Here is a 20,758-nt window from a genome sequence, read left to right as displayed (position 1 = left end):
TTGACGAGCCGGCGCAATGACCTTGCATAAAGTCATCTACGATACGGATCCCGGCGTCGACGACGCGATGGCGTTCGTTCTCGAGACGCTGCATCCCGAGATCGAACTGATCGGCGTCACGAGCGTATTCGGTAACGCGACCATCGATACGACTACGCGCAATGCCTGCTATCTGGCCGGGCGTTTTGCGCCCGCTGTGCCGGTGGCGAGAGGGGCGGGCGCTCCGCTCGAGGGCGAGGCGCCGACGCCACTCGCTGCGATTCACGGTGACGACGGGCTCGGCAATATCGGCCCGAGCGAGGACGGCACCGTATCGCCCGATGCGCGCGCCGCGTCGCGGTTCATCATCGACAGCGTGCGTGCGCATCCATCCGAGGTGACGATCGTCGCGGTGGGGCCGCTCACCAATCTCGCGCTCGCGCTTGCCGAGGATCCGTCGATCGTCCCGCTCGTCAAGCAAGTGATCGTCATGGGCGGCGCATTCGGCATCGGCGGTGTGAATGGCAACGTCACGCCGGCCGCGGAGGCGAACATGTTCGGCGACCCTCACGCGGCCGATCTCGTGTTCGGCGCGGCGTGGCCGCTCACCATCGTCGGTCTCGACGTGACGCATCGAGTCGTCATGTCGACGTCGTACCTCGCGTCGATTCGCGATCGCGGCGGCGTTGCCGGGCGCTTCGTCTGGGACGTTTCCCGGCATTACGAAGCATTTCATCGGGATACCGAGAATATCGAGGGTATTTACGTCCACGATGCGTCGGCGGTCGCGTATCTGCTTGCTCCTCAGCTATTCACGGTACGCAAGGGACCGGTGCGCGTGCTGACCGAGGGCATCGCCGCGGGTCAGACGATCCAGAAACCCGAAGGGATGCCGTGCGCGGCGCCCGCGTGGGATGCCCGCCCTTCCTGCAATGTCTGCGTCGGCGTTGATGCCGACGGGGTGCTTGCGCTCTACGAGCGCGCGCTGTGCGGCGCGCAGTGAGCTGCGGGGCAACGCCCGTATGCATTGCGGTCATTGCGCAGTGTGCGGGCCGTTGCTACCTCGACGGACGCATCGACATGTACGGCGATTGAGCGGACCGCGCTAGGCCGCGACCCGTGCGAGGTCCGCCTCGACCATCATCTGGCAGAGGCCTTCGAGCGTGGTGTGCGGCCGCCAGCCTAGCTTGTCGCGGGCTTTGTCGGCGCAGCCGATCAGCAAATCGACTTCGGCCGGGCGATAGAAGCGCGGGTTGACTTCGACGAGCAGGTCGCCCGTCTTCATATCGACTCCACGCTCGCGTTCACCTTTGCCGGCCCATTCGATTCGATGGCCGGCCGCCTCGAACGCCATGCTGACGAAGTCACGCACGGTTTCCGTGCGCTGCGTCGCGAGCACGTAAGTGTCGGGCTCATCCGCCTGCAACATGCGCCACATGCCTTCGACATACTCGCGCGCATAGCCCCAGTCGCGCTTGGCGTCGAGGTTGCCGAGCTCGAGCCTGTCGAGCTTGCCGAGCTTGATGCGCGCGACAGCGTCGGTGATCTTGCGCGTCACGAATTCGAGACCGCGCAATGGCGATTCGTGATTGAACAGAATGCCGCAAGCGGCGAAGATGCCGTACGACTCCCGATAGTTGATCGTCGTCCAATGAGCAAAGAGCTTGGCGGCGCCGTACGGGCTGCGTGGATAAAAAGGCGTGCTTTCCGTTTGCGGGATCGCTTGCACCTTGCCGAACATTTCCGACGTGGATGCCTGATAGTAGCGAATGCCGCGATCGACGATCCGAATTGCTTCGAGCAGGTTCAGCGCGCCGACGCCGGTGACTTCCGCCGTCGTCACCGGTTGGTCGAACGACATTCCGACGAAGCTTTGCGCGGCGAGGTTATAGAGCTCCTGGGGCCGTGCTGATTCGATGAGGCGCACCGTGGAGCCGAAATCGGTCAGATCATGCTCGACGAGCGTCAGGTTGGGATGGCGATCGATACCGAGCTCGGCCATGCGCCAGAAATTGACGGAGCTTGTACGCCGATACGTGCCGACGACTTGATAACCGCGCTCGAGCAGGAATTGGGCGAGATAGGCGCCGTCTTGCCCGGTGATGCCGGTGATGATTGCCTTGTGCGCAGGGTTGGTCGCGTTCATGATGTTTTCCCTTTCAAGTCGTTCGAGGAAATGGACATTCAGTTCAGTCGCGGGCGAACGCGACAGGCATAGGGGATCGGTGCGCCTGCCCACGGACCAGGCGCTTTTCGATCAAAAACCAGCTCGCGGTCGCATAGGCGAGCGTGGCCACGCCGGCCGCCAGCGCGCTTTCGTAGCGTCCCAGGTCCATGCGCCAGGCAAGCGCGATGAAGCTCACGTGCGCGAGATAAATCGCGTAGCTGATCGTGCCGATGTAGACGAGAACGGGGTTCGACAGCACGCGCGCGACGATTCCTCGCTTGCGCAGCGCGAGCAGAACGACCGCCGCGGACAGGAGAAGCGTCAGCGTATAGAGCGTTGCATTCCAGAACGGCTCGTTAGCGTCGCGGATCGTCGCGAAATGTGCGTGAAGCCAGGCGAGAACGGCCAGCGTGCCGACGAGCGTCGCCCACGCTACGATCGCCAGGCGTTCGGGCAAGTGGGGCCGGCGCCGCAACAAGATCGCGAGCAGCGCGCCCGCGCATAGCAGATCCATGCGAAAGGGCGTCAGGTAATAAACCGGCCAAAAGGAATCGAAAAACGGTGTTGCGGCCGCGCGCAGCACCGGAGCGATCACGATGCCCGCTCCCGCGACAGCGGCGAGCTTGCGCTCGGATACGAACGAGACGATGACCGGCCAAATCAGATAGAACTGCTCCTCGATCGCGAGCGACCATAGGACGCCAAAGCCGGGATTCCCCGATTCGCCGAATGCGTAGCCGATGTTCGTCGCGAAAAACGCGTACCACCACCAGTGACTGAGCCATCCGACGCCGAAGAGTAGCGACGACAGCACGAGCAGCATGACGTACGGCGGCAGGATGCGGCGCGCGCGGCGTGCGTAAAAATAACTGAAATAGGACTGCTTGCGCTTTTTGCGCTCGAGCAGAATGCCGGTGATCAGAAAGCCGCTCAAGACGAAAAACAAGTCGACGCCCATCCAGAGCGAAACGCCGAGCGCGTGCGTGAGAAATACGGCCAATACGGCGACGGCACGAACGCCGTCGAGCTGAACGATGCGTCCAGTCTCGCGGGCGGTTTCGATCTCGGGATGGCTCGACTCGGTCAGTCGGGACATAGGCTCGTTTCCTTGGCCGGCGAGGCGTGCCGGGCAGTGCGTTCGGATCGACCCATTCTAGAAAAAAGAAATTGATGAAAAACCCATAAAGCGCATCGGGCGCGTGCGCGATCCATTTCGGATGCCGAGCAGGGGAACGGTATTTTTTTTAGAAAAATTTGGCCTTTACGGGCAATAGTTTCTCCGTACTCTGAAGGCGGCTGAACGACGACAGATAAGGCGTTCATAGACGCAGAGGGGGAATGGATGGGTATGTCGACTCGGCGGGCGATCCGCTGCGTTCTCATGTGCGTCGCGCTGCTCGCTGAATGCATGGGGGCTCAGGCTCACGACTCGCCGCGGCCTCTCGTTCGCGCGCCCGGCAGGCAGCTCGCCGTGACTACATCGTGGATCGGCAATACCTCGGGCTTCGGCCACGGTGAATGGACGCAGATCGACATCACATCGATCGCCGTCTCGCCCGATGGCCGGGTGTTCACGGATTCGCCATGGGACGAGAGCGGTGCCGAAGCGAGCGTCTATCAGGACGGCCGGCGGCTTCAATTCGCGGGCGGCACGCACGGTTGGGGCAACGCGGGAGGCAACGCCGTGGCGATCAATAACCGCTATGCGTTCATTGCCGTCGCACGGGGCAACGAGAATGGCAAGCTCGCGGCCGAAGGCGTCTGGCCGCCGAAAGGGAGGCAATGGTTCGGCATCACGCGCCGCGCGATCGGCGACGTTACGCGAGTCCAGCCATTTCGCCAGGTGTCAGGCGCGGACCCGCACGCGGTGCTCGCATCGGCTTTTCTGCCCGTCAACGACGTGGCCGTTGGAACCGGCGAACGGATCGATGGACTCGCTGCGACCGATTCGATGCTCTATGCGGCCACTGCAAAGCGCGACGAGATCGATGTGTTCGACGCCGAGTCGATGAAGAAAGTCGCGACGTGGCCCGTGCACGAGCCCGGGCGGATGTCGTTGGCACCCGACGGCACGCTATGGGTATTGACCGATACCTTGACCGGGACGTCCGCGAATCTCGCTCACTATGGCGCCGACGGCAAGAAGTTGCCCGACGTCGTGGCATTGCCGGAGGACACGCGAGCCGTCGACGTCACCGTCGACAAGAACGGGCGTTTGCTGATCGCGGACAACGGCTGGCGTCAGCAGATCCTCGTTTTTACGGCCACGAAGCCGGGTCGATATGAACTGAGCGGCACGTTCGGACAACGCAACGGAATCTGGGGCGGCGCGCCGAGCGAATCAGGGCGGCCCGGACCGTTGCGATTCAACGGACTGACCGGTGTCGGCGTCGACGCCGCAGGGAACATCTATGTCTCCATGAACGGCGTCGGTCCGCATCCCGGCACCATCGGGGCCGGGCTCGGCGCATCGCTGCAGAGCTATTCGCCCGACGGCCGGCTGCGATGGGAGGTGGACGGGCTCTTGTTCGTCGATGGGGCATGCGCCGATCCAGGCCGGCGCGACAGTGTCTTCACCGGCAACAAGCGCTTCGTCCTCGATTTCTCTCAGCCGCCTGGCCACGAATGGAAATACGCAGGATTCCTCTCTAACCGGTTCAAGTATCCCGAGGATACGGTTTTCCATATGGATCAATGGCCGGGCACGCCTCTCGCGCGGCGTGTGAACGGCCGTACGTTCCTCTATCTGACCGATATGTACGCCGATCACTTGAAGATTTATCGCTTCGATCCGCCGCATGACGGCGAGACCGCCATTCCGTCGGGTTTCATCGCCGGGCGGGCCTCAGGTGTCCGGTCCGTGCCCAACGCCCCGCCGGGCGGTGAGTGGATCTGGCGCAACGAGAAGGGCGATGGGCAATTCAATCCTGAGGAGTTCGAACGAAACACGAGCGACGAAAAGCTCGCGGGCGGCTGGGGCTGGTGGGTCGACACAAAGGGCGATATCTGGCGTGCCAACGATACGGCGATTCACCGCTTGCGCTTCGGCGGTATCGACTCGTCGGGAAATCCGGTCTACTCGTACGCGAAGATGGCGACGTTTCCGATTCCCGCGCCATTCAGGTACGTCAAGCGTGCGATCTACGACGCCGGCGGCGATACGCTGTTCGTCACCGGCTACACCGCGGATGCGATGCCGGAGAGCAAGGATGTGCCGAAGGAAATCGGCCGTGTGCTCGCGCGCTACGACCACTGGTCGAGCGCGAAGCCGACGTTGCGGTATGCGACGAATCTGCTCTGGCAGCCGGCGGGGAACCCGCGGCGCACACTCGTCAGCGTGACCGTCGAAGGCGATTATCTCTTCGCCGTCGAATTCATCGGGGCGGTGCACGTATTCGACAAAAACACCGGCGCCGAGGTCGGCGTCATCAACCCGGGCGCGGAGGTCGGCAATACCTCGGGCCACATCGACGTCGCCAATGCGATAACGGCGCATCGGCGCGAGAACGGCGAATACCTCGTGTTCGTCGAGGAGGATGCGCGCGGCAAGGTCATGATGTACCGCTGGACGCCATCGCGGGTGAGCACCGATGGATAAGGGGATGCTCAGAAACGTCGCGATCAACTTCTTCGGGCTGATCCTGCCGACGTTCGTATCGCTGGTCACGGTGCCGAGCTATATCCGGCTGCTCGGCGTCGAGCGGTACGGTGTGGTGAGCCTCGTCTGGACGTTCATCGGCTATTTCGGCGTGCTCGACCTCGGCATGAGCATGGCTGCCCAGAACCACATCTCGAAGGCGCGCGCGGCAAACGATGGTGAGCAGAGCGCGCTCGTTTTCTGGAGCGCGTTTTGGCTCAATCTCGTGACGGGTGTCGCGGGCGGAGCGCTGATCTACGTGGGCGGGTTCGTCTACACGGCCTACTTCACGCATACCGCTCCGCTGCTGCGTGAAGAGGTTTATCACGCGCTTCCCTGGCTTGCTCTCGCCATTCCGATCGCCAACGTCTCATGGGTCTGCGCGGGCGCCATCAACGGGGCCGAGCGCTTCGGCGTCTACAACGCGAACCAGACGCTCGGGACGTTTCTCTTTCAGCTGTTGCCGCTCGGCGCCGCATGGCTCATCGCGCCGACGTTGCCGAGCGTGCTCGCGGCCGCCGTGCTCGCGCGCGCGATCGGAGCGGTGCTGCTCGCACGCGCCGGTATGCGCGTGCTCGGCATCGATCGCATCCTCATGCCGCGCTTGCGCGTGGCCAAGGACTTGTTTCGCTTCGGCGGTTGGATGCTCGTGGCGAGCATGGCGATCATGATCGGCGATACGCTCGATCGCGTGTTGCTCGGCGCGGGGCTCGGCGCGCGCTTCGTGACCTACTACACGGTGCCGCAAAACCTCGTGACGCGGCTCAATATGCTGCCGAATGCGCTCGTGCGCACGCTGTTTCCGCGCTTGTCGGCGATCGAGCGCGATCACGCGGATGCGCTCGTACGGCAGGCGCTCGAATTCCTCAACGGCGTCTTCACGCCGATCATGATCGTCGCCATGCTCGCGCTCGGGCCGTTTCTCGACCTGTGGATCGGTAACGAGCTCGCATCGGCCTCGGTGAACGTGGGGCGCATCCTGATCGTGAGCGTGTGGCTCGTCGGGCAGGCGGGCGTCACGCGGCTTTTGATCCAGTCGCAAGTCGATCCGGCGCGCGCGGCATGGATCGGCATCGTCGAGCTGCCGTTTTTCGCGGGCGTCCTGATGCTCGGCATCACGCACTTCGGCCTGACGGGCGCCGCCGTCGTCGTCGTGATGCGCTCGCTCGTCGATTACGGCGTGCTGCTTCATTTGTCGTCGATACGTGCTCGCCCGATCGTGCTCGATATGCTCGGCCATCTGGCGTTTCTCGGTGTCAGCGCTTGTTGCGCCCACGCCGTCACGAATCTCGCCGCGCTCGCGGTATTGGCCACGGGCCTGGCCTGCGCGAACGTCTCGTGGTCGATGACGACTTCGCCCGCCCTGCGCGGCATCGTCCGCAACGTGTTGCTGCGCCTCGATCCAAGGAGAAGCGCATGAGCGATGAAGCGCTGATCACGAGCGAGGCCGCTTCGCTCGTTTCCACCCCGATATCGTGGCGGACCGCTCCCGCGACGGCAGCGCGAACGCCGCGCGTGGCCATCGTTCACGACTGGCTCGTGACTTACGCGGGCGCTGAGCGCGTACTGGAGCAGATCATCGCCTGCTTTCCCGAGGCCGATCTGTTCAGTCTCGTCGATTTTCTCGAGGATCGGACGTTCCTGCGCGGCAAGCGTGCGACGACTTCGTTCATTCAGCATCTGCCGTTCGCGCGCACACGCTATCGCGCCTACCTGCCGCTGATGCCGCTCGCGATCGAGCAACTCGACGTGAGCGGATACGATCTCGTGATATCGAGCAGCCACGCCGTGGCGAAAGGGGTGTTGACGGGCCCGGACCAACTGCACGTCAGCTACGTTCATTCGCCGATTCGCTATGCGTGGGATCTCCAGCATCAGTACCTCGAGCAATCGCACCTTACGCGAGGACTGCGCTCGGCGCTCGCCCGCGTCGTGCTTCATTACATTCGCAATTGGGATATTCGCACCGTCAACTCGGTTGACCACTTCGTCGCGAATTCGGAATTCATCGCGCGTCGGATCAAGAAGGTTTATCAGCGCGAGGCGCGTGTCGTGTTTCCGCCGGTGGACGTAGATGCATTTTCGCTCGGCGAGCACAAGGAGGATTTCTATCTGACCGCTTCGCGACTTGTTCCGTACAAGAAGGTCGAGCTGATCGTCGAGGCGTTCGCGCGCATGCCGGAGAAGAAGCTCGTCGTGATCGGCGATGGGCCGCAGATGCATGCCGTGCGCGCGAAGGCGGCGGCCAACGTCGAAGTCATGGGCTACCAGCCGTTCTCCGTGCTCCACGAGTACATGCGCAGGGCCAAGGCGTTCGTCTTCGCGGCGGAAGAGGATTTCGGCATCGCCCCGGTCGAAGCACAGGCATGCGGAACGCCCGTGATCGCGTACGGAAAGGGAGGCGCGCTCGAAACGGTGCGAGGCTTGTCACAATCGTCGCCTACGGGGCTCTTTTTCGAAGAGCAGAGCGCCGCGGCCATCGTCGCCGCTGTCGGCGAATTCGAGCGAGGGGGGCAGCGGTTTTCAGCACGCGATTGTCGCGCGAATGCCGAGCGCTTCTCGGTCGCTCGTTTCCACGAACGGTTCCTCGCATACTTGGACGAGGTGCGTCCGGGGACCTCCGCTCTCAGGAGCAACGGTCGCGTCGAGACGGCGCCTGCCGTCGCGCCTCATGTCGCAAATCGCGCGGTTGCCCGCGTGCCCGCGCCGATCAAAGTGCTTGCGGTCGACCAGAGCGGCGTACTCGGCGGGGCGGAGCTGTCGCTGCTCGAACTCGGCCGCCATATGAGCGATAGCGTGGAAGTCGTTCTGTTCGACGACGGGCCATTTCGCCTTGCGCTCGAGCAGGCCGGCGTCGGCGTCGACGTGCTCGAGGCGCCGCGGCTGCGCGGAATTACGAAGGGCGGCGGCCTGCCGAGGATAGCGACGTTGCGCGGCATCGGGCTGCTCGTGCGCGAGACAGCACGACGGGCGCGGCATTTCGACGTGATCTACGCCAACACGCAGCGGGCGATGGTGGTGAGCGCGCTCGCAGGCGCCATCGCGCGGCGGCCCGTCGTCTGGCATCTGCGCGATATCGTCAGCGCCGAGCACTTCGGGCGTTTGCAGCGGATGGCGATCAAATGGTGCGGCAAGTTCGGGCTCGATCACGTGATCGCGAATTCGGCCGCGTCCGCGAAGGCGTTCATCGACTTGACGGGCGCGCGAAAGGAGCGCGTCGATGTCGTCTTCAACGGCATATCGGAGACGCCGTTTCGCCGTTACGACAAGGTGCCGAGGGACGTGTTGCGGGAGCGCCTCGGATTGCCGCTCGATGCGTTCATCGTCGGCTCGTTCAGCCGCCTCGCGCACTGGAAGGGGCAGCATGTGCTGCTCGAAGCGGCGCTGCGCGATCCCGACATGCATGTTGCGCTCGTTGGCGCGCCGCTCTTCGGCGAGCACGATTACGAGGCCTCGTTGAAGGCGTTCGCGCAAACGCACGGCATGGCATCGCGTGTCCATTTCCTCGGCTTTCGCGAAGACATACCGGCTTGCATGCGCGCCGTCGACATCATCGCGCATACGTCCATCGCGCCCGAGCCGTTCGGTCGCGTCATCGTCGAAGGCATGCTGGCAAAGCGGCCCGTCGTCGGCATGCGGGCCGGCGGCGTGACCGAGATTGTCGAAGATGGAACGAACGGTCTGCTTTGCGAACCCGATGATGCGACCGCGCTGGCCGAAGCGCTCGCTCGGTTACGCACGGACGAAGGCCTTCGTGCAAGGCTGATCGAAAACGGCTACGAAGCCGCGCGGCGCCGGTTCGGCGATCAGGCGTACGCCGACGACGTACGGCGCATTCTAGGTCGGACGGCGGCGCGCGAGAAGCCGTGAGCGGCGGCTCAATCGGTGCCGCTCGGAGCTCGCCGTTTGATGCTGGCTGACCAGCGGATGGCGGGCAACTCCACGCATTGATAGAACAGATAAGCGGCAACGACGGCGACGGGCATGAAAGCGATCGACGGCCAAATCGAAGCCTGTAACGCCGAGCGGAAGAAGACGGCCTGCAGGCAAACGAAGATGGGTAGGTGGATGGCATACAGCGAGTAGCTGAATGCGCCCAGGCGAGAGAACGACTGCATGACGATGCTTGACGAAGCGCGCCTGTCGTCCGGTCTCAGGGCCGTGCGGAGGACGCATGCGAAACCGATAGCCCAGAACTGGAACGCGACGTATTGACTGACATTGAACGCCGCGCAGCCCAGCACGGCGCCCGCCATCGCGGCGCTGCGCCAAACGAGGACGCCGCGCGCGCTGAGCGCCAAGGCTCCCGGCTGGGCGCGAATTTCGGCGAGATAGGCGCCGATCGCCCACGAGAACCAGTACGAGGTGAAAAAGGAGATGAACTTCGGTTCGAGCAGCCAACCGGAAATGATGTTCAGGACCGCAATGCAGCTGAGGACGATAGGCATCCCGAACCGTCGGCGCGCGGCGAAAAGAAGAGGGTAGACGGCGTAGAACTGAACTTCGATGGCGAGTGTCCAGAGCGCGCCGTTCGAGCCGTAGGTATGTCCGAATACGCCCTGCAACGAGAAAAGATTGACGAGAAACGCGTGCGGACCGTTATCGAGAATCTTGTGACTGACGGGCGGGAAGCCGCGACTGATCGAGTCGAGCGCGAGCGTCAACAGCAATGCCGCGATCAGGACGGGATAGATGCGGGTGAAACGGCGTGCCCAGAAGATACCGGCGTCGAGCCGGTAGGACGGGTCCGCCGCGAGCCGCAGTGCCGCATTGCGATGAATGCAATAGCCGCTGACGACGAAGAAGATCGATACGCCGGCCGAGCCGTAGGCGATGGGCAGCGTCAGGTAACCGATTACGACGCTCGGGTCGAGCGAGAATCCCGCCAGCTCATGAAATCGGTGCATGCCGATCCACGCAACCTGCCTGCAGTGAAAGTAGGCGACGAGCAGCGCAGCGACGCCGCGCATTGCGTCGATGAAAGCTTCCTTGGAGGCAACGGCTGACGGCGATACGCCGAGCAAGCCGGCCGCGGGGGCGGCCGGCGCGGCGCCGTCGACGGGGAGGGCGGGCGATTCGTTCATGCGCGAGCCTCTCGGGGATGGAATGGTCGATTGATCGCGGCGGCACCTGCAAACACAGGTCCCGCATTCAAATCGCATCGTAGAGTGAAAAAAAACGACTAAAACGGCTAGTGCCCGTACAGGCCTGTCGATACGGATAGGGGCAACGCTTTCTGTCATCCGGTAAAAAACATCGGCCGCCCGGCGGCGGATTATTGTTCGGTTTTTTTGATGTTAGCTTGCACGTACGACAGGTCGCGAAGGGAGCGTCTCATGGACTTGCATTGGATAGCGGGGGGCGCCGTGCTGCTGATTCTCGTTGCCGTATCGGCCTACCGGGAGGCCGTCGAGCGCGATGAAGCGGCGCGCTTCTCGGCGGTTCGAGACAAGCACCGGGACGCACGCGGCAGCGAGGAGGCAGTCGAGCGCTTCTAGCTTTTTCTTTCGAATAGCTTAATCACGCTTCACATAAAGAACTGACAGAGAGGGGTTGATGATGTTGAAAGTCACCAAAGCGGTATTCCCGGTGGCTGGCTTGGGTACGCGGTTCTTGCCCGCTACGAAGGCGAGCCCCAAGGAGATGCTGCCAATCGTCGACAAGCCGCTCATCCAATATGCGGTGGAGGAGGCAATCGAGGCTGGAATCACGGAGCTCATTTTCGTGACGGGCCGCAGCAAGCGCGCGATCGAGGATCATTTCGACACATCGTACGAGATCGAGGCGGAGCTCGAAGCGCGCGGCAAGGAAAAGCTGCTCGACCTGGTGCGCAACATCAAGCCGAGCCATGTGGATTGCTTCTACGTGCGTCAGCCGACCGCGCGCGGCTTGGGGCACGCGGTGTTGTGCGCCGAAAAGCTCGTGGCGGACCACCCGTTCGCCGTGATTCTCGCGGATGACTTGCTCTACTGCGAGCGGCCCGTCATGAAGCAGATGATCGACGTCTTCAACCATTATCACAGCTCGATCGTCGGCGTCGAAGCGATCGCGCGTGAGGACACGCGTTCGTACGGCGTGGTGGAAGGTCGCGAATGGGAGGAGGACATCTTCAAGCTGTCGGGCATCGTCGAGAAGCCGGCGCCGGACGATGCACCGTCGAACCTCGGCGTAGTCGGCCGCTATGTGCTCATGCCGAGCATCTTCGCGCACTTGCGCAAGCTCGAGCCTGGTACGCTCGGCGAGCTTCAGCTGACGGACGCCTTGCATTCGCTGCTGACGGAGGAGCAAGTGCTGGCTTATCGGTACTACGGCACGCGCTACGATTGCGGCAGCAAGCTTGGTTATCTCAAGGCGACCGTCGAGTTCGCGCTGCGCCACCCCGAGATCGGCGACTCGTTCGATGCCTACCTGCGCGACTACGTGGCGCATCTCACTGTCTGATCGTTCGCCTTCGTCGGCCGCGCGTGTCGCCCAGGCACGCGCCTTCGCCTCCCTTACGTTCTTCCACGCGTTCGTGCGGCTAGCGGGCCGCCGCGCGTGTCCCTGCTTCGGAATCGCTCTTCCAATTGAGCGCGTTACAAGAAGTTACGATTGATTCCGACTCCGTAAGATCTTCATCAGTCCGACACGATTCGTTCCTATGCTGACCGCCATCCGGCTGTTGGCCAGACATTGGCTTGCTGATGCGTGTCCGGCATCGAGCTCGGTCATGGAGGAACGGTGTCGACGAACAAGTGGCGCGAAGGCGCGCGTTTGGGCAAACGTTTGTGGCTCGGCGCGTTTGTGAGGGGGTGGCGTGTGTTCCCGGTGTATGCCGCCATCGCATTGACGGCTTGCGGCAATCGCGGCGGCAGTGAGGAAGCGCAAACGACGACGCAAGCGTCCGAATCCACGCCTATGTTGCCCGGCGCGCGCGCCGGCCTGCTACAAGATGCTGGCCACGCGGCGAGCGGCTCGCTCGCTCAGGGCTTCGGTACGCCTCCCGGCCCGGGACAGACGCCCGCTTCGAACCCATTGCTGCCGCCTGTCATGCATTCCGCCGATTGAGTTCGATCGACGGCACTGTAAATGCCGTTTCGAGCAATACCGTCGAGATTTCTCGTTGTCCTCGTTTTTCAGCGTTTGTAGTCTGGCAGTACTCGCCGACGCGCTTCGTTCGCACGAGGCCGTCTCGTTCCACTTTCGCCCAAGACGAACCGAATATGACTTCGACAAGCCGCCGTGACTTCCTGCGCGCTGCCGCCCAAGCGGCCGGCGCGGCCACCGCGATGGGCATCGTGCCCGCCGGCATTCGTAACGCGCTCGCGCTTCCCGCCAACGATGCGACGCGCAGCATCGAAGATATCGAGCACATCGTCATCCTGATGCAGGAGAATCGCTCGTTCGACCACTACTTCGGTACGCTGCGCGGCGTGCGCGGATACGGCGATCGCCGCGCAATCACGCTGCCGAACGGCAAGCCCGTCTGGTATCAGCCGCTCGCCGCCGACGCGGGCTACGTCCTGCCGTTTCACCCGAGTGCGCCGGACCTCGGCCTGCAGTTCCTGCAGGATCTGCCCCATGACTGGACGACGACGCATGCCGCGTGGAACGGCGGTCGCTACGATCAGTGGGTGCCGGCGAAAGGCACGACGACGATGGCCTACCTCACGCGGCAGGACATTCCGTTCCACTACCAGCTCGCCGATGCGTTCACGATCTGCGACGCCTACCACTGCTCGGGCATGACGCCGACCGATCCAAACCGCTACTACATGTGGACAGGCTGGGTCGGCAACGACGGCAACGGGGGAGGGCCCGTCATCGACAATGCCGAAGCGGGCTATTCATGGTCGACGTATCCCGAAGTGCTGCAGGCAGCCGGCATCTCGTGGAAGGTCTACCAGGACATCGGCACCGGGCTCGACGCGAACGGTTCGTGGGGCTGGACGCAGGACGCCTATATCGGCAACTACGGCGACAACTCGCTGCTCTACTTCGACCAGTACCGCGGCGCGCAGCCCGGCAATCCGCTCTATGACAGAGCGCGCACCGGCACGAACGTGGCCGTGAGCGGCGGCTATTTCGACATGCTGAAGGCCGATGTGCAGAACGGGACGTTGCCGCAGGTTTCGTGGATCGTCGCACCGGAGGCGTACTCCGAGCATCCGAACTGGCCGGCGAACTACGGCGCATGGTACGTGGACCAGGTCCTGCAAGTTCTCACGTCGAACCCGGCCGTATGGAGCAAAACGGCGCTTCTCATCACTTACGACGAGAACGACGGCTTCTTCGACCATGTGGCGCCCCCGTTCGCGGCCTGGTCGACGACGTCGGGGCGCTCGACGGTCGACACGACGAACGAGTATTTCGCGGGTAACGGCACTTATCCGGCGGGACCCTACGGACTCGGCCCACGCGTGCCGATGATCGTCGTTTCCCCGTGGTCGAAGGGCGGCTGGGTTTGCTCGGAGACGTTCGACCATACGTCGATTATCCGTTTCATCGAAAAGCGCTTCGGTCGCCAGGGCAACCTGCGCGAGGCCAACATTACGCCATGGCGCCGCGCCGTCTGCGGCGATCTGACCCGCGCATTCGACTTCGCGAATCCGAACGCCGCATTCCCGGTGCTGCCGGCGACGACGAGCTATGTGCCGCCCGATCAGCAGCGGCACCCCGACTACGTGCCGGTGCCTCCTCCCGCTCAGTCGATGCCGAGCCAGGAGCCGGGCGTGCGTCCGGCGCGCGCGCTGCCCTATGAGCTTTTCGTGCGCTCGCACGCAGACGCGGGGAACAACACGCTGCGCCTCGAATTCGTCAATACGGGTGAGGCGGGCGCCGCGTTGCTCGCTTATCAACCCGCATCCGTTAATGCGCCGCGCTCGTACACCGTCGAGGCGAAAAAGCGGCTTACCGACGATTTGCCGCTCGGCGCGGATGGCAGCTACCGATACGTCGTGCATGGACCGAACGGCTTTGCCCGCGGTTTTGCGGGCAAAGCGGCGATGCTGCATGCGTGGCACGCGGATACGGCCGTGCCCGAAGTGACGGAGTCCTATGACGTCGCGAACGGCAACATCGAACTGCATCTGAAGAACGCCGGCACGTCGGCTTGCACGTTCAAGATCGCCAACGCTTACGACGGCGGCAGCGTCACGCGCCAGGTGGCGGGTGGAAAAAGCGTGGACCTGTACCTCGATTTGCGCGCATTCCATGGCTGGTACGACCTGACGGTGACGGTCGATACCGATGCATCGTTCGCCAGAACGCTGGCCGGCCACGTCGAAACCGGCCACAGCAGCATGAGCGATCCGGCGTTGGGCGCGTCGTGATCGCCGGGTAGTTCATCGTCGAAGCACAGGGCTCGCCCTATGAGGGCGAACCCTGTACCCCACGGCTTTTGCTTCCGACGTACCCGCTTCTGCCTGTTCGAAGGGGCGCCACGAGTGCCGATAGTCTGACGGACGCAACGTTTTTCGGCCGGTGAAGCGGCTCGCGCGCATAAAAAGATGCATTAAGCCGCGCGGCGCTTGTAGAATCCGGCGTTGAAGCGGCGCGCTACTTTGGCGCGCGCTTCCTGCGTTCAACGACCAACAGGTAGGAGAAACATGTCGACTTCCGCAAAGAAGGTTGCGAAAAAGGCTGCGGCTGCACCGGCCAAGAAAGCAGCTGTCAAGAAAGTGCCCGCAAAGAAGGTCGCGGCTAAGAAGGTCGCCGTGAAGGCGTCCGGCGCACCCGCGCCGATCAAGGACACCTTCACGAAGGCCTCGCTGGCTGCCCACCTCGCCGAGCGTGCCGCTGTCGAGCCGAAATCGGTCAAGGCCGTCCTCTCGGCGCTCGAGGACACGATCCTCGGCTCCGTGCACAAGAAGGGCGCCGGCGAGTTCACGCTCTCTGGCCTCCTGAAGATCGTCGTCCAGGCGGTTCCGGCGAAGAAGAAGCGCTTCGGCAAGGATCCGTTCACGGGCGAAGAGCGCTGGTTCCCGGCTAAGCCGGCCACCGTGCGCATCAAGGCACGCGCGCTCAAGAAGCTGAAGGATGCCGCCTCCGGCGTTTAGTCGGGCGTTCGACGAGCGAATCACGCTGGTTGCAAAAACCCCGTGAGGTAGGGAGCTTTCGAGCTCCCGCGCCTCGCGGGGTTTTGTCTTTTTGTCTTATTGCGGACTGTACCCGTCGTTCAAAGTCTTCAGGAACGCGATCAGATCGGCGATCTCGTCTTTCGACATGGCAGGCTCGTCGCCGCGCTTTCGATCGAATGGTGCGTCTTGCTTGTCGATGTTCGCCCGGTACTTCGCGGGCAGATCGTCGTATTGCAGGATGCGGCCATGCGCGTCGCGCGGATAGACCTTCGCGGGATCGATGTCGCGCAGATTGTAGAAGTCGATGACTTCCTCGAGCGTGCGATAGACGCCGTTATGAAAAAACGCCTCACGTGTGGCGGCGTTGCGCAGTGTCGGCGTGAGGAACATCCCGCAGTACTGCGTTTGCGTCGCGAGATCGCTGCGATAGGGGCCGCAAACACCCATATCGAAGTAGCGCGGATTGCGGTTGGCCGCGATGCGTCGGTTGCGCGGCACCCCGAGCGCTTCGTATTGATAGTCGGTGAACATCGGCGGTTGACCGTCCTTGCTCGGTTGCGAGAGATGGCATCCCGCGCAGTTCGCCTTTTTCGAATCGTTGAAGACCCGCAATCCCTGCAGTTCGGCCGGCGTCAAACGCGCTTTGCCCTCGAGCCAGTAATCGTATTTGCTCGTGTACGGATGGAACGACGGTTCTTCGACCTGATAGCGAGCCACCGCGAAGAGCGCCTCGGACAGCAACAGACGGCGGTTCTTGAAAATTCCTGGGCCAAAAAGTTGCTCGAATTGGGCTCGATACGGGCTGCGTTCGATCTTCTCGGCCGCTTCGTCGATGCTTCCATTCGCCATCTCGGCGTGATCGAGCAACGGGCCGTACGCTTGCGATTGGAGCGTGTCGGCGCGTCCGTCCCAAAAGAGGCCGCCTTGCGGCACGAGTGCCGGTGCGGCGGGCGCGACGCCGGCGGTTTTCTGCGCGCGGGCCGCACCTGAAACTTGCGCCGCTGCCAGTGTGAGATCGACGGGCGCGTCGGCATCGGCCTGGTCGGGGCCGATGCTGAAATTCGGCTGGCGATAGAGGTACATCAGCGAGGGCGGCGTTCGCACGCCCTGCAATTTCAAGGAAGGACCGCCGAGCTGGACCGACAGCGCATTCGGCGGACCGTAGGCGCGTTGCGGGCTATGACATGACGCGCACGACATCTTGCCCGAGGCCGATAACGAGGGATCGTAGAAAATCAGTTTGCCGAGCTGAGCCATTGCGCTGAGCGGCGCTACGGCCGGGCGTTGCAGGTGGACCGGATGGGGGTTCCATCCATCGTGCCCGATGCCGTCATCGGCCGGGATTGCGGCGTCGCTGGCCGCGGCGCTTTGCGGTTGCTCTTGTCGCGCTTCTGTTTGCGCATGCACATGCATCGCCGTGCCCGCGCCGATTCCGACGGCGGCAAGGATGAGCGCAACAGTCGCGCAGGCGCCCATGAGGGACGCGCGCGGCCGCGTTACGCGCGGTGGGTTAGCAGTGCAATTGGGTTCGGGCGAGTGCATCGTTGACAAGAGTTGGAGTGGCGATCGATCGATAAAAACGCGCACAGCCCGGCAAAAAGCCGGGCTGTGCGCGCTAGCCATCTAGCGGAATATCATCAGTGCCGCGGCACCGCGCTTCAAATCCCGGCTTCCGAATCGACGGGTACGCCCGTGTTCGGATCGAGATAGAGCTTGGCCGACTCGCCATGCTCTTCGTCGCGGCGATTGAAGTCGAACATGCCCATGACGCTACCCGCGCTGGCGTCGAACGAGCCGCCGCCGATGCGCTCGCCGTCGAGCCAGTTGTCTTCGATGAAGCGAACGACGGACGACTGATCGATGAGCGTATGGTCGATATGGTTGCGCTTCGCCCACGGCGAAATCACGAGGAACGGGATGCGCGTGCCCGGACCGCAACGGCCGTTGACGGGCTTGCCGTTCAGGCCGGCCGGCGCCGTGCCCGAGCCGCAGATGCCGTTGCCGTTGAGCTGGTCGGCGACGGAATCGAAGGAGGCGCTCGTCGGCAACGCGTAGGCGTGGTCGTACCAACCGTCGGAGTCATCCCAGGTCACGATGACGGCCGTATCGCGCCATTCTCGTTGCTGTTGCAGGAAGTTCAGAACCTTGACGACGAAGACCTGCTCGTCGAGCGGGTCCGAGTAGCCCGCATGGCCGTCCTGATAGGCGGGCGCCTTCAGGAAGCTGACCGACGGAAAATTCCCGGCGCGCACGGCGGCGAAGAAGTCATCGATATCGTACTGGTGATTGGCCGGGTCGAGCGTCTTGCTGTGCGGGTCGTAGCTATGACCGATGGCCTTCACCGAGCTCGGACGCAAGTGCTGCGGGTTCGACGTCGACGCGTAGTACTGGAACCAGTTGTGGTGCGGAATGTAGTCGCCCGTTGCCGCGCCGACCACCGTCGAGAACGTGCTGCGCTGGCAGTTCGTCGTGCCGTTGGCGTTCGTCGTCTGCAGGTTGAAGCCGCCCATGAACCCGCCCCACGAGATGTCGCGCGCGTTCAGCAAATCGCCGATGTTCTTGCCTGTCATCAAGGCCTGGTCAGTCTTGCTCGAGCAGACGTCGTAGGCGGGATCGACGTCGTTGATCATCGTGAAGCTGCCCTGGCCGTCGTTGACGTAGTAGGAGCCAGGCACCGACGGTTTCTTCGTCGTCAAGATCGGCTTCATGCCGTTCGTCTGCCCCGCGATGACTTCGAGTGCGCCGGGCGTCGACGGACCGTAGGTCGACGTGTACGCGTTGTCGCTCATCGCATTGTGCTGTGCGTAATTCCAGAGCGCCGTCACGGTGTTGCCGTCGTAGTAGCCCATGACCTGACCGTTCGTGCCGAATGCGCCGGCTCCGCCGCTCGAGCCGCGGCCCGTGTATTTCGGAAAGAGGTCGGCCGCGCCGTTGTCGTACGCTTGCTCTTCGGCTGTATAGGCGTGGTTCTGATCAGCCGTGGCCGCTTGCGAACGGTCGAGGCGGAACGGATTCGTCGCGCCCGTGCCGTTGGCCGGATTCGTCGCGTTCGGGTTGTCGGTCAACAATGCGCCGGAGAGACCATTGCCGCTCGGCGTGCCGGCGGCCGCCGTGAAGCTCGGCTCTCCGGTCGGGTTGGCCGCGTGCGGGTACGTCGCGAAGTAGTGATCGTAAGAAACGTTCTCATTGAAGATCACGACAAGGTGCTTGATGGGCGTTGCCGTACGGACCGCTTCCGCATGCGAATCCGAATGGCCTTTGTCGTGGTCGTCGCTCGCGCTCCACGCGACCGTGGACGCAAGCGCGATGGCCGAAAGGGAAAGAAGAGCAATCTGACGCCGAAGCATTGGGGGGCTCCTGGTTATTGGTAACCGCGGCGCCCGCGCGAGACAGATCGACCCCGCATGAACGGATCTCAATCTGGCGAAGGAGGGCTATGCGGTGGGTGATGTGAAGCGCACGTATTCCATCATGCGTAGATGAACGCTAAGGGAAGGAAAGCTTTCTGTTCGTTTACGAGTCGTGCGCCAGGCAAGGGAGCGCCTCGATGACGGCGAAAAAAAACCAGCCGAAGGACTGGCCTTCGGCTGGCTCGGTGCTGCTTTCGAAGTGCTGCTTTCGAAGCGTTGCTTCGGACTGCTTAGCGCATCGTCAGAACTTGTGGCGCAGGCCCAGGCTGACGAGGGTTTGGTTCGACGTGCCGGCGTAGCCGTACGAGCCGACCGATGCTTGAGCCGCCACCTTGCCGCCCGTGCCGTCGCCCGTATCGCCGCTTGCATGCTGCCACGCACCGACCAGATACACGTCCGTGCGCTTCGACAGGTTATAGTCGGCGCCGGCGGAAACTTGGTGATACGTCGCCGATGTGTCGCCGCTCGACTTCGTGTAGCTATAGCCGAGGCCCAAGAGCAGTGCCGGCGTTGCCTGGTAGTTTAGGAAGCCTTGGCCCGTGTTGTACTTCTCGGTCGTATGGAACGCGGAGAATCCATCAGCCTTGTACTGCGCGTTGCTGTAGCCCGCGCCGAACGTGAATGCGCCCAACGTGTACTGCGCAGCCACTCGAGCGATGCCGATCGACTTCGCCGTGGCATAACCGCTGTTAACCGGGCCATCGAACGTGCCGTCAGACGTTGACGATACCGCTGCCGATCCCGTCGACGTCCACGTGGTGCGCGCCGCGCTGTTCGCGTTGTCGGTCAGCAAATAGCCGGCCGCAACGCCAATCGGGCCGTTGTTGTAAGCTGCCGCAAACGACCAGGTTTGGCCACTGCTCGTCTTGCCGGCCACGCCGCCAAGCGCGTACAAAGCTTCGACCTGGAAGCCGGCATACGTCGGCGACGTGTACTTGATCGCGTTGTTGACGCGGAAGCTGTTATCGTAGTTGTCGACGTCACCCGCCGTAGCAAAGACGCTGCCGAAGTAGTTGTCGGCGGTGATACCTTGCACGAGGTCGATGAGCGGATCGTACTGGCGACCGAGGGTCACCGTACCGAACTGGTTGCTCTGCAGGCCGACGAAGGCTTGACGGCCGAATTCGCGCGAACCCTGACCCAGCTTGCCGTTGCCCGGGTCAAAGCCATTTTCCAATTGGAAGATCGCGGCGAGGCCGCCACCGAGATCTTCTTGGCCCTTCAAGCCCCAGCGCGTGCCCGACAGGTCACCGGAGTTGCTGTTGCTGACCGACCACTGATTCTTGCCGCCGTCGGCATGGTTCACATACGTGATCGACGTATCGATGATGCCGTACAGCGTCACGCTGCTTTGCGCGTGCGCCACTCCAGCTGCACCGATAAGCGCGAGCGAGAGGCTCGACAAAGCGATTTTTTTCATCATTTCTCCACGCGGATGAGTTATGAGTCTGTTGCGGAACGCAGAATAGCTCAATGCCCTCGAGACGACGAACGGAAAAAATAAAGT

General features: G+C 63.0%; 15 protein-coding genes. 9 read left to right on the top strand and 6 right to left on the bottom strand.

Annotated features, from left to right (window positions below; translation table 11 throughout):
• Nucleotides 1–16 precede the first annotated feature (16 nt).
• Nucleotides 17–982: a nucleoside hydrolase gene (locus B0G57_RS17830; RefSeq protein ID WP_018444321.1), complete on the top strand. Its 966-nt coding sequence runs from the start codon at nucleotides 17–19 to the stop codon at nucleotides 980–982.
• 102 nt (nucleotides 983–1,084) lie between these two features.
• Here the strand turns inward: B0G57_RS17830 and gmd are convergent, their stop codons facing one another.
• Both gmd and B0G57_RS17820 read right to left on the bottom strand, forming a co-directional pair.
• Nucleotides 1,085–2,125, bottom strand: a complete 1,041-nt coding sequence (gene gmd, locus B0G57_RS17825; RefSeq protein WP_018444320.1) for a GDP-mannose 4,6-dehydratase — start codon at nucleotides 2,123–2,125, stop codon at nucleotides 1,085–1,087.
• A 43-nt stretch (nucleotides 2,126–2,168) separates the two neighbouring features.
• Complete coding sequence (locus B0G57_RS17820; protein ID WP_399278030.1) at nucleotides 2,169–3,233, bottom strand: acyltransferase family protein; 1,065 nt, start codon at nucleotides 3,231–3,233, stop codon at nucleotides 2,169–2,171.
• A 321-nt stretch (nucleotides 3,234–3,554) separates the two neighbouring features.
• Here B0G57_RS17820 and B0G57_RS17815 point away from each other — a divergent pair, with 321 nt between their 5' ends.
• Genes B0G57_RS17815 through B0G57_RS17805 form a run of 3 tightly spaced genes read left to right on the top strand, consistent with a single transcriptional unit; the run spans nucleotide 3,555 to nucleotide 9,653 of the window.
• Entirely contained in the window at nucleotides 3,555–5,744 is a 2,190-nt protein-coding gene (locus B0G57_RS17815) for a hypothetical protein (RefSeq protein ID WP_399278027.1), read from the top strand.
• Nucleotides 5,737–7,203 (top strand): flippase, encoded by a 1,467-nt coding sequence (locus B0G57_RS17810; RefSeq protein ID WP_026230353.1) that lies wholly within the window; start codon nucleotides 5,737–5,739, stop codon nucleotides 7,201–7,203. The genes B0G57_RS17815 and B0G57_RS17810 overlap by 8 nt, the downstream gene beginning before the upstream one ends.
• Nucleotides 7,200–9,653: a glycosyltransferase family 4 protein gene (locus B0G57_RS17805; RefSeq protein ID WP_018444316.1), complete on the top strand. Its 2,454-nt coding sequence runs from the start codon at nucleotides 7,200–7,202 to the stop codon at nucleotides 9,651–9,653. Before B0G57_RS17810 ends, B0G57_RS17805 begins: the two co-directional genes overlap by 4 nt.
• 8 nt (nucleotides 9,654–9,661) lie before the next feature.
• On the opposite strand, the gene B0G57_RS17800 is transcribed toward B0G57_RS17805, so the two are convergent.
• On the bottom strand, nucleotides 9,662–10,867 hold the full coding sequence (locus B0G57_RS17800; protein WP_018444315.1) for an acyltransferase family protein: 1,206 nt from the start codon (nucleotides 10,865–10,867) through the stop codon (nucleotides 9,662–9,664).
• Nucleotides 10,868–11,119: 252 nt separating this feature from the next.
• Between B0G57_RS17800 and B0G57_RS31130 the strand changes: the two genes are divergently transcribed.
• The 5 genes from B0G57_RS31130 to B0G57_RS17780 all read left to right on the top strand — a co-directional run bounded on the left by B0G57_RS31130 (nucleotide 11,120) and on the right by B0G57_RS17780 (nucleotide 15,820).
• A complete protein-coding gene (locus B0G57_RS31130; protein WP_018444314.1) occupies nucleotides 11,120–11,281 on the top strand; it encodes a hypothetical protein in 162 nt (53 codons plus the stop codon).
• Nucleotides 11,282–11,342: 61 nt separating this feature from the next.
• Complete coding sequence (galU, locus tag B0G57_RS17795; protein WP_026230351.1) at nucleotides 11,343–12,224, top strand: UTP--glucose-1-phosphate uridylyltransferase GalU; 882 nt, start codon at nucleotides 11,343–11,345, stop codon at nucleotides 12,222–12,224.
• 279 nt (nucleotides 12,225–12,503) lie between these two features.
• Nucleotides 12,504–12,830 carry a hypothetical protein gene (locus B0G57_RS17790; RefSeq protein ID WP_018444312.1) on the top strand — a complete coding sequence of 109 codons (327 nt, stop codon included), beginning with the start codon at nucleotides 12,504–12,506 and terminating at the stop codon, nucleotides 12,828–12,830.
• Between the two features lie 155 nt (nucleotides 12,831–12,985).
• Nucleotides 12,986–15,094 (top strand): phosphocholine-specific phospholipase C, encoded by a 2,109-nt coding sequence (locus B0G57_RS17785; RefSeq protein ID WP_018444311.1) that lies wholly within the window; start codon nucleotides 12,986–12,988, stop codon nucleotides 15,092–15,094.
• 276 nt (nucleotides 15,095–15,370) lie between these two features.
• Nucleotides 15,371–15,820 (top strand): HU family DNA-binding protein, encoded by a 450-nt coding sequence (locus B0G57_RS17780; RefSeq protein WP_018444310.1) that lies wholly within the window; start codon nucleotides 15,371–15,373, stop codon nucleotides 15,818–15,820.
• A gap of 96 nt (nucleotides 15,821–15,916) precedes the next feature.
• Here the strand turns inward: B0G57_RS17780 and B0G57_RS17775 are convergent, their stop codons facing one another.
• The 3 genes from B0G57_RS17775 to B0G57_RS17765 all read right to left on the bottom strand — a co-directional run bounded on the left by B0G57_RS17775 (nucleotide 15,917) and on the right by B0G57_RS17765 (nucleotide 20,671).
• Nucleotides 15,917–17,317, bottom strand: coding sequence for a cytochrome-c peroxidase (locus tag B0G57_RS17775; RefSeq protein WP_018444309.1), 1,401 nt, complete (start codon nucleotides 17,315–17,317; stop codon nucleotides 15,917–15,919).
• A gap of 182 nt (nucleotides 17,318–17,499) precedes the next feature.
• Nucleotides 17,500–19,188, bottom strand: a complete 1,689-nt coding sequence (locus B0G57_RS17770; RefSeq protein WP_018444308.1) for a phospholipase C — start codon at nucleotides 19,186–19,188, stop codon at nucleotides 17,500–17,502.
• Nucleotides 19,189–19,492: 304 nt separating this feature from the next.
• On the bottom strand, nucleotides 19,493–20,671 hold the full coding sequence (locus B0G57_RS17765) for a porin (RefSeq protein ID WP_026230350.1): 1,179 nt from the start codon (nucleotides 20,669–20,671) through the stop codon (nucleotides 19,493–19,495).
• Between the last annotated feature and the right edge of the window lie 87 nt (nucleotides 20,672–20,758).

Source organism: Trinickia symbiotica (assembly GCF_002934455.1).
GTDB classification, from domain to species: domain Bacteria; phylum Pseudomonadota; class Gammaproteobacteria; order Burkholderiales; family Burkholderiaceae; genus Trinickia; species Trinickia symbiotica.
This window is presented reverse-complemented; position numbering and strand designations above follow the sequence as displayed.

Bases quoted from the DNA above. Each gene is read 5' to 3' on its own strand.
- B0G57_RS17830 (WP_018444321.1), top strand. From the start codon at position 17: ATGACCTTGCATAAAGTCATCTACGATACGGATCCCGGCGTCGACGAC.
- gmd (WP_018444320.1), bottom strand. From the start codon at position 2,125: ATGAACGCGACCAACCCTGCGCACAAGGCAATCATCACCGGCATCACC.
- B0G57_RS17815 (WP_399278027.1), top strand. From the start codon at position 3,555: ATGGGGGCTCAGGCTCACGACTCGCCGCGGCCTCTCGTTCGCGCGCCC.
- B0G57_RS17810 (WP_026230353.1), top strand. From the start codon at position 5,737: ATGGATAAGGGGATGCTCAGAAACGTCGCGATCAACTTCTTCGGGCTG.
- B0G57_RS17805 (WP_018444316.1), top strand. From the start codon at position 7,200: ATGAGCGATGAAGCGCTGATCACGAGCGAGGCCGCTTCGCTCGTTTCC.
- B0G57_RS17800 (WP_018444315.1), bottom strand. From the start codon at position 10,867: ATGAACGAATCGCCCGCCCTCCCCGTCGACGGCGCCGCGCCGGCCGCC.
- B0G57_RS31130 (WP_018444314.1), top strand. From the start codon at position 11,120: ATGGACTTGCATTGGATAGCGGGGGGCGCCGTGCTGCTGATTCTCGTT.
- galU (WP_026230351.1), top strand. From the start codon at position 11,343: ATGTTGAAAGTCACCAAAGCGGTATTCCCGGTGGCTGGCTTGGGTACG.
- B0G57_RS17785 (WP_018444311.1), top strand. From the start codon at position 12,986: ATGACTTCGACAAGCCGCCGTGACTTCCTGCGCGCTGCCGCCCAAGCG.
- B0G57_RS17780 (WP_018444310.1), top strand. From the start codon at position 15,371: ATGTCGACTTCCGCAAAGAAGGTTGCGAAAAAGGCTGCGGCTGCACCG.
- B0G57_RS17775 (WP_018444309.1), bottom strand. From the start codon at position 17,317: ATGGGCGCCTGCGCGACTGTTGCGCTCATCCTTGCCGCCGTCGGAATC.
- B0G57_RS17770 (WP_018444308.1), bottom strand. From the start codon at position 19,188: ATGCTTCGGCGTCAGATTGCTCTTCTTTCCCTTTCGGCCATCGCGCTT.
- B0G57_RS17765 (WP_026230350.1), bottom strand. From the start codon at position 20,671: ATGAAAAAAATCGCTTTGTCGAGCCTCTCGCTCGCGCTTATCGGTGCA.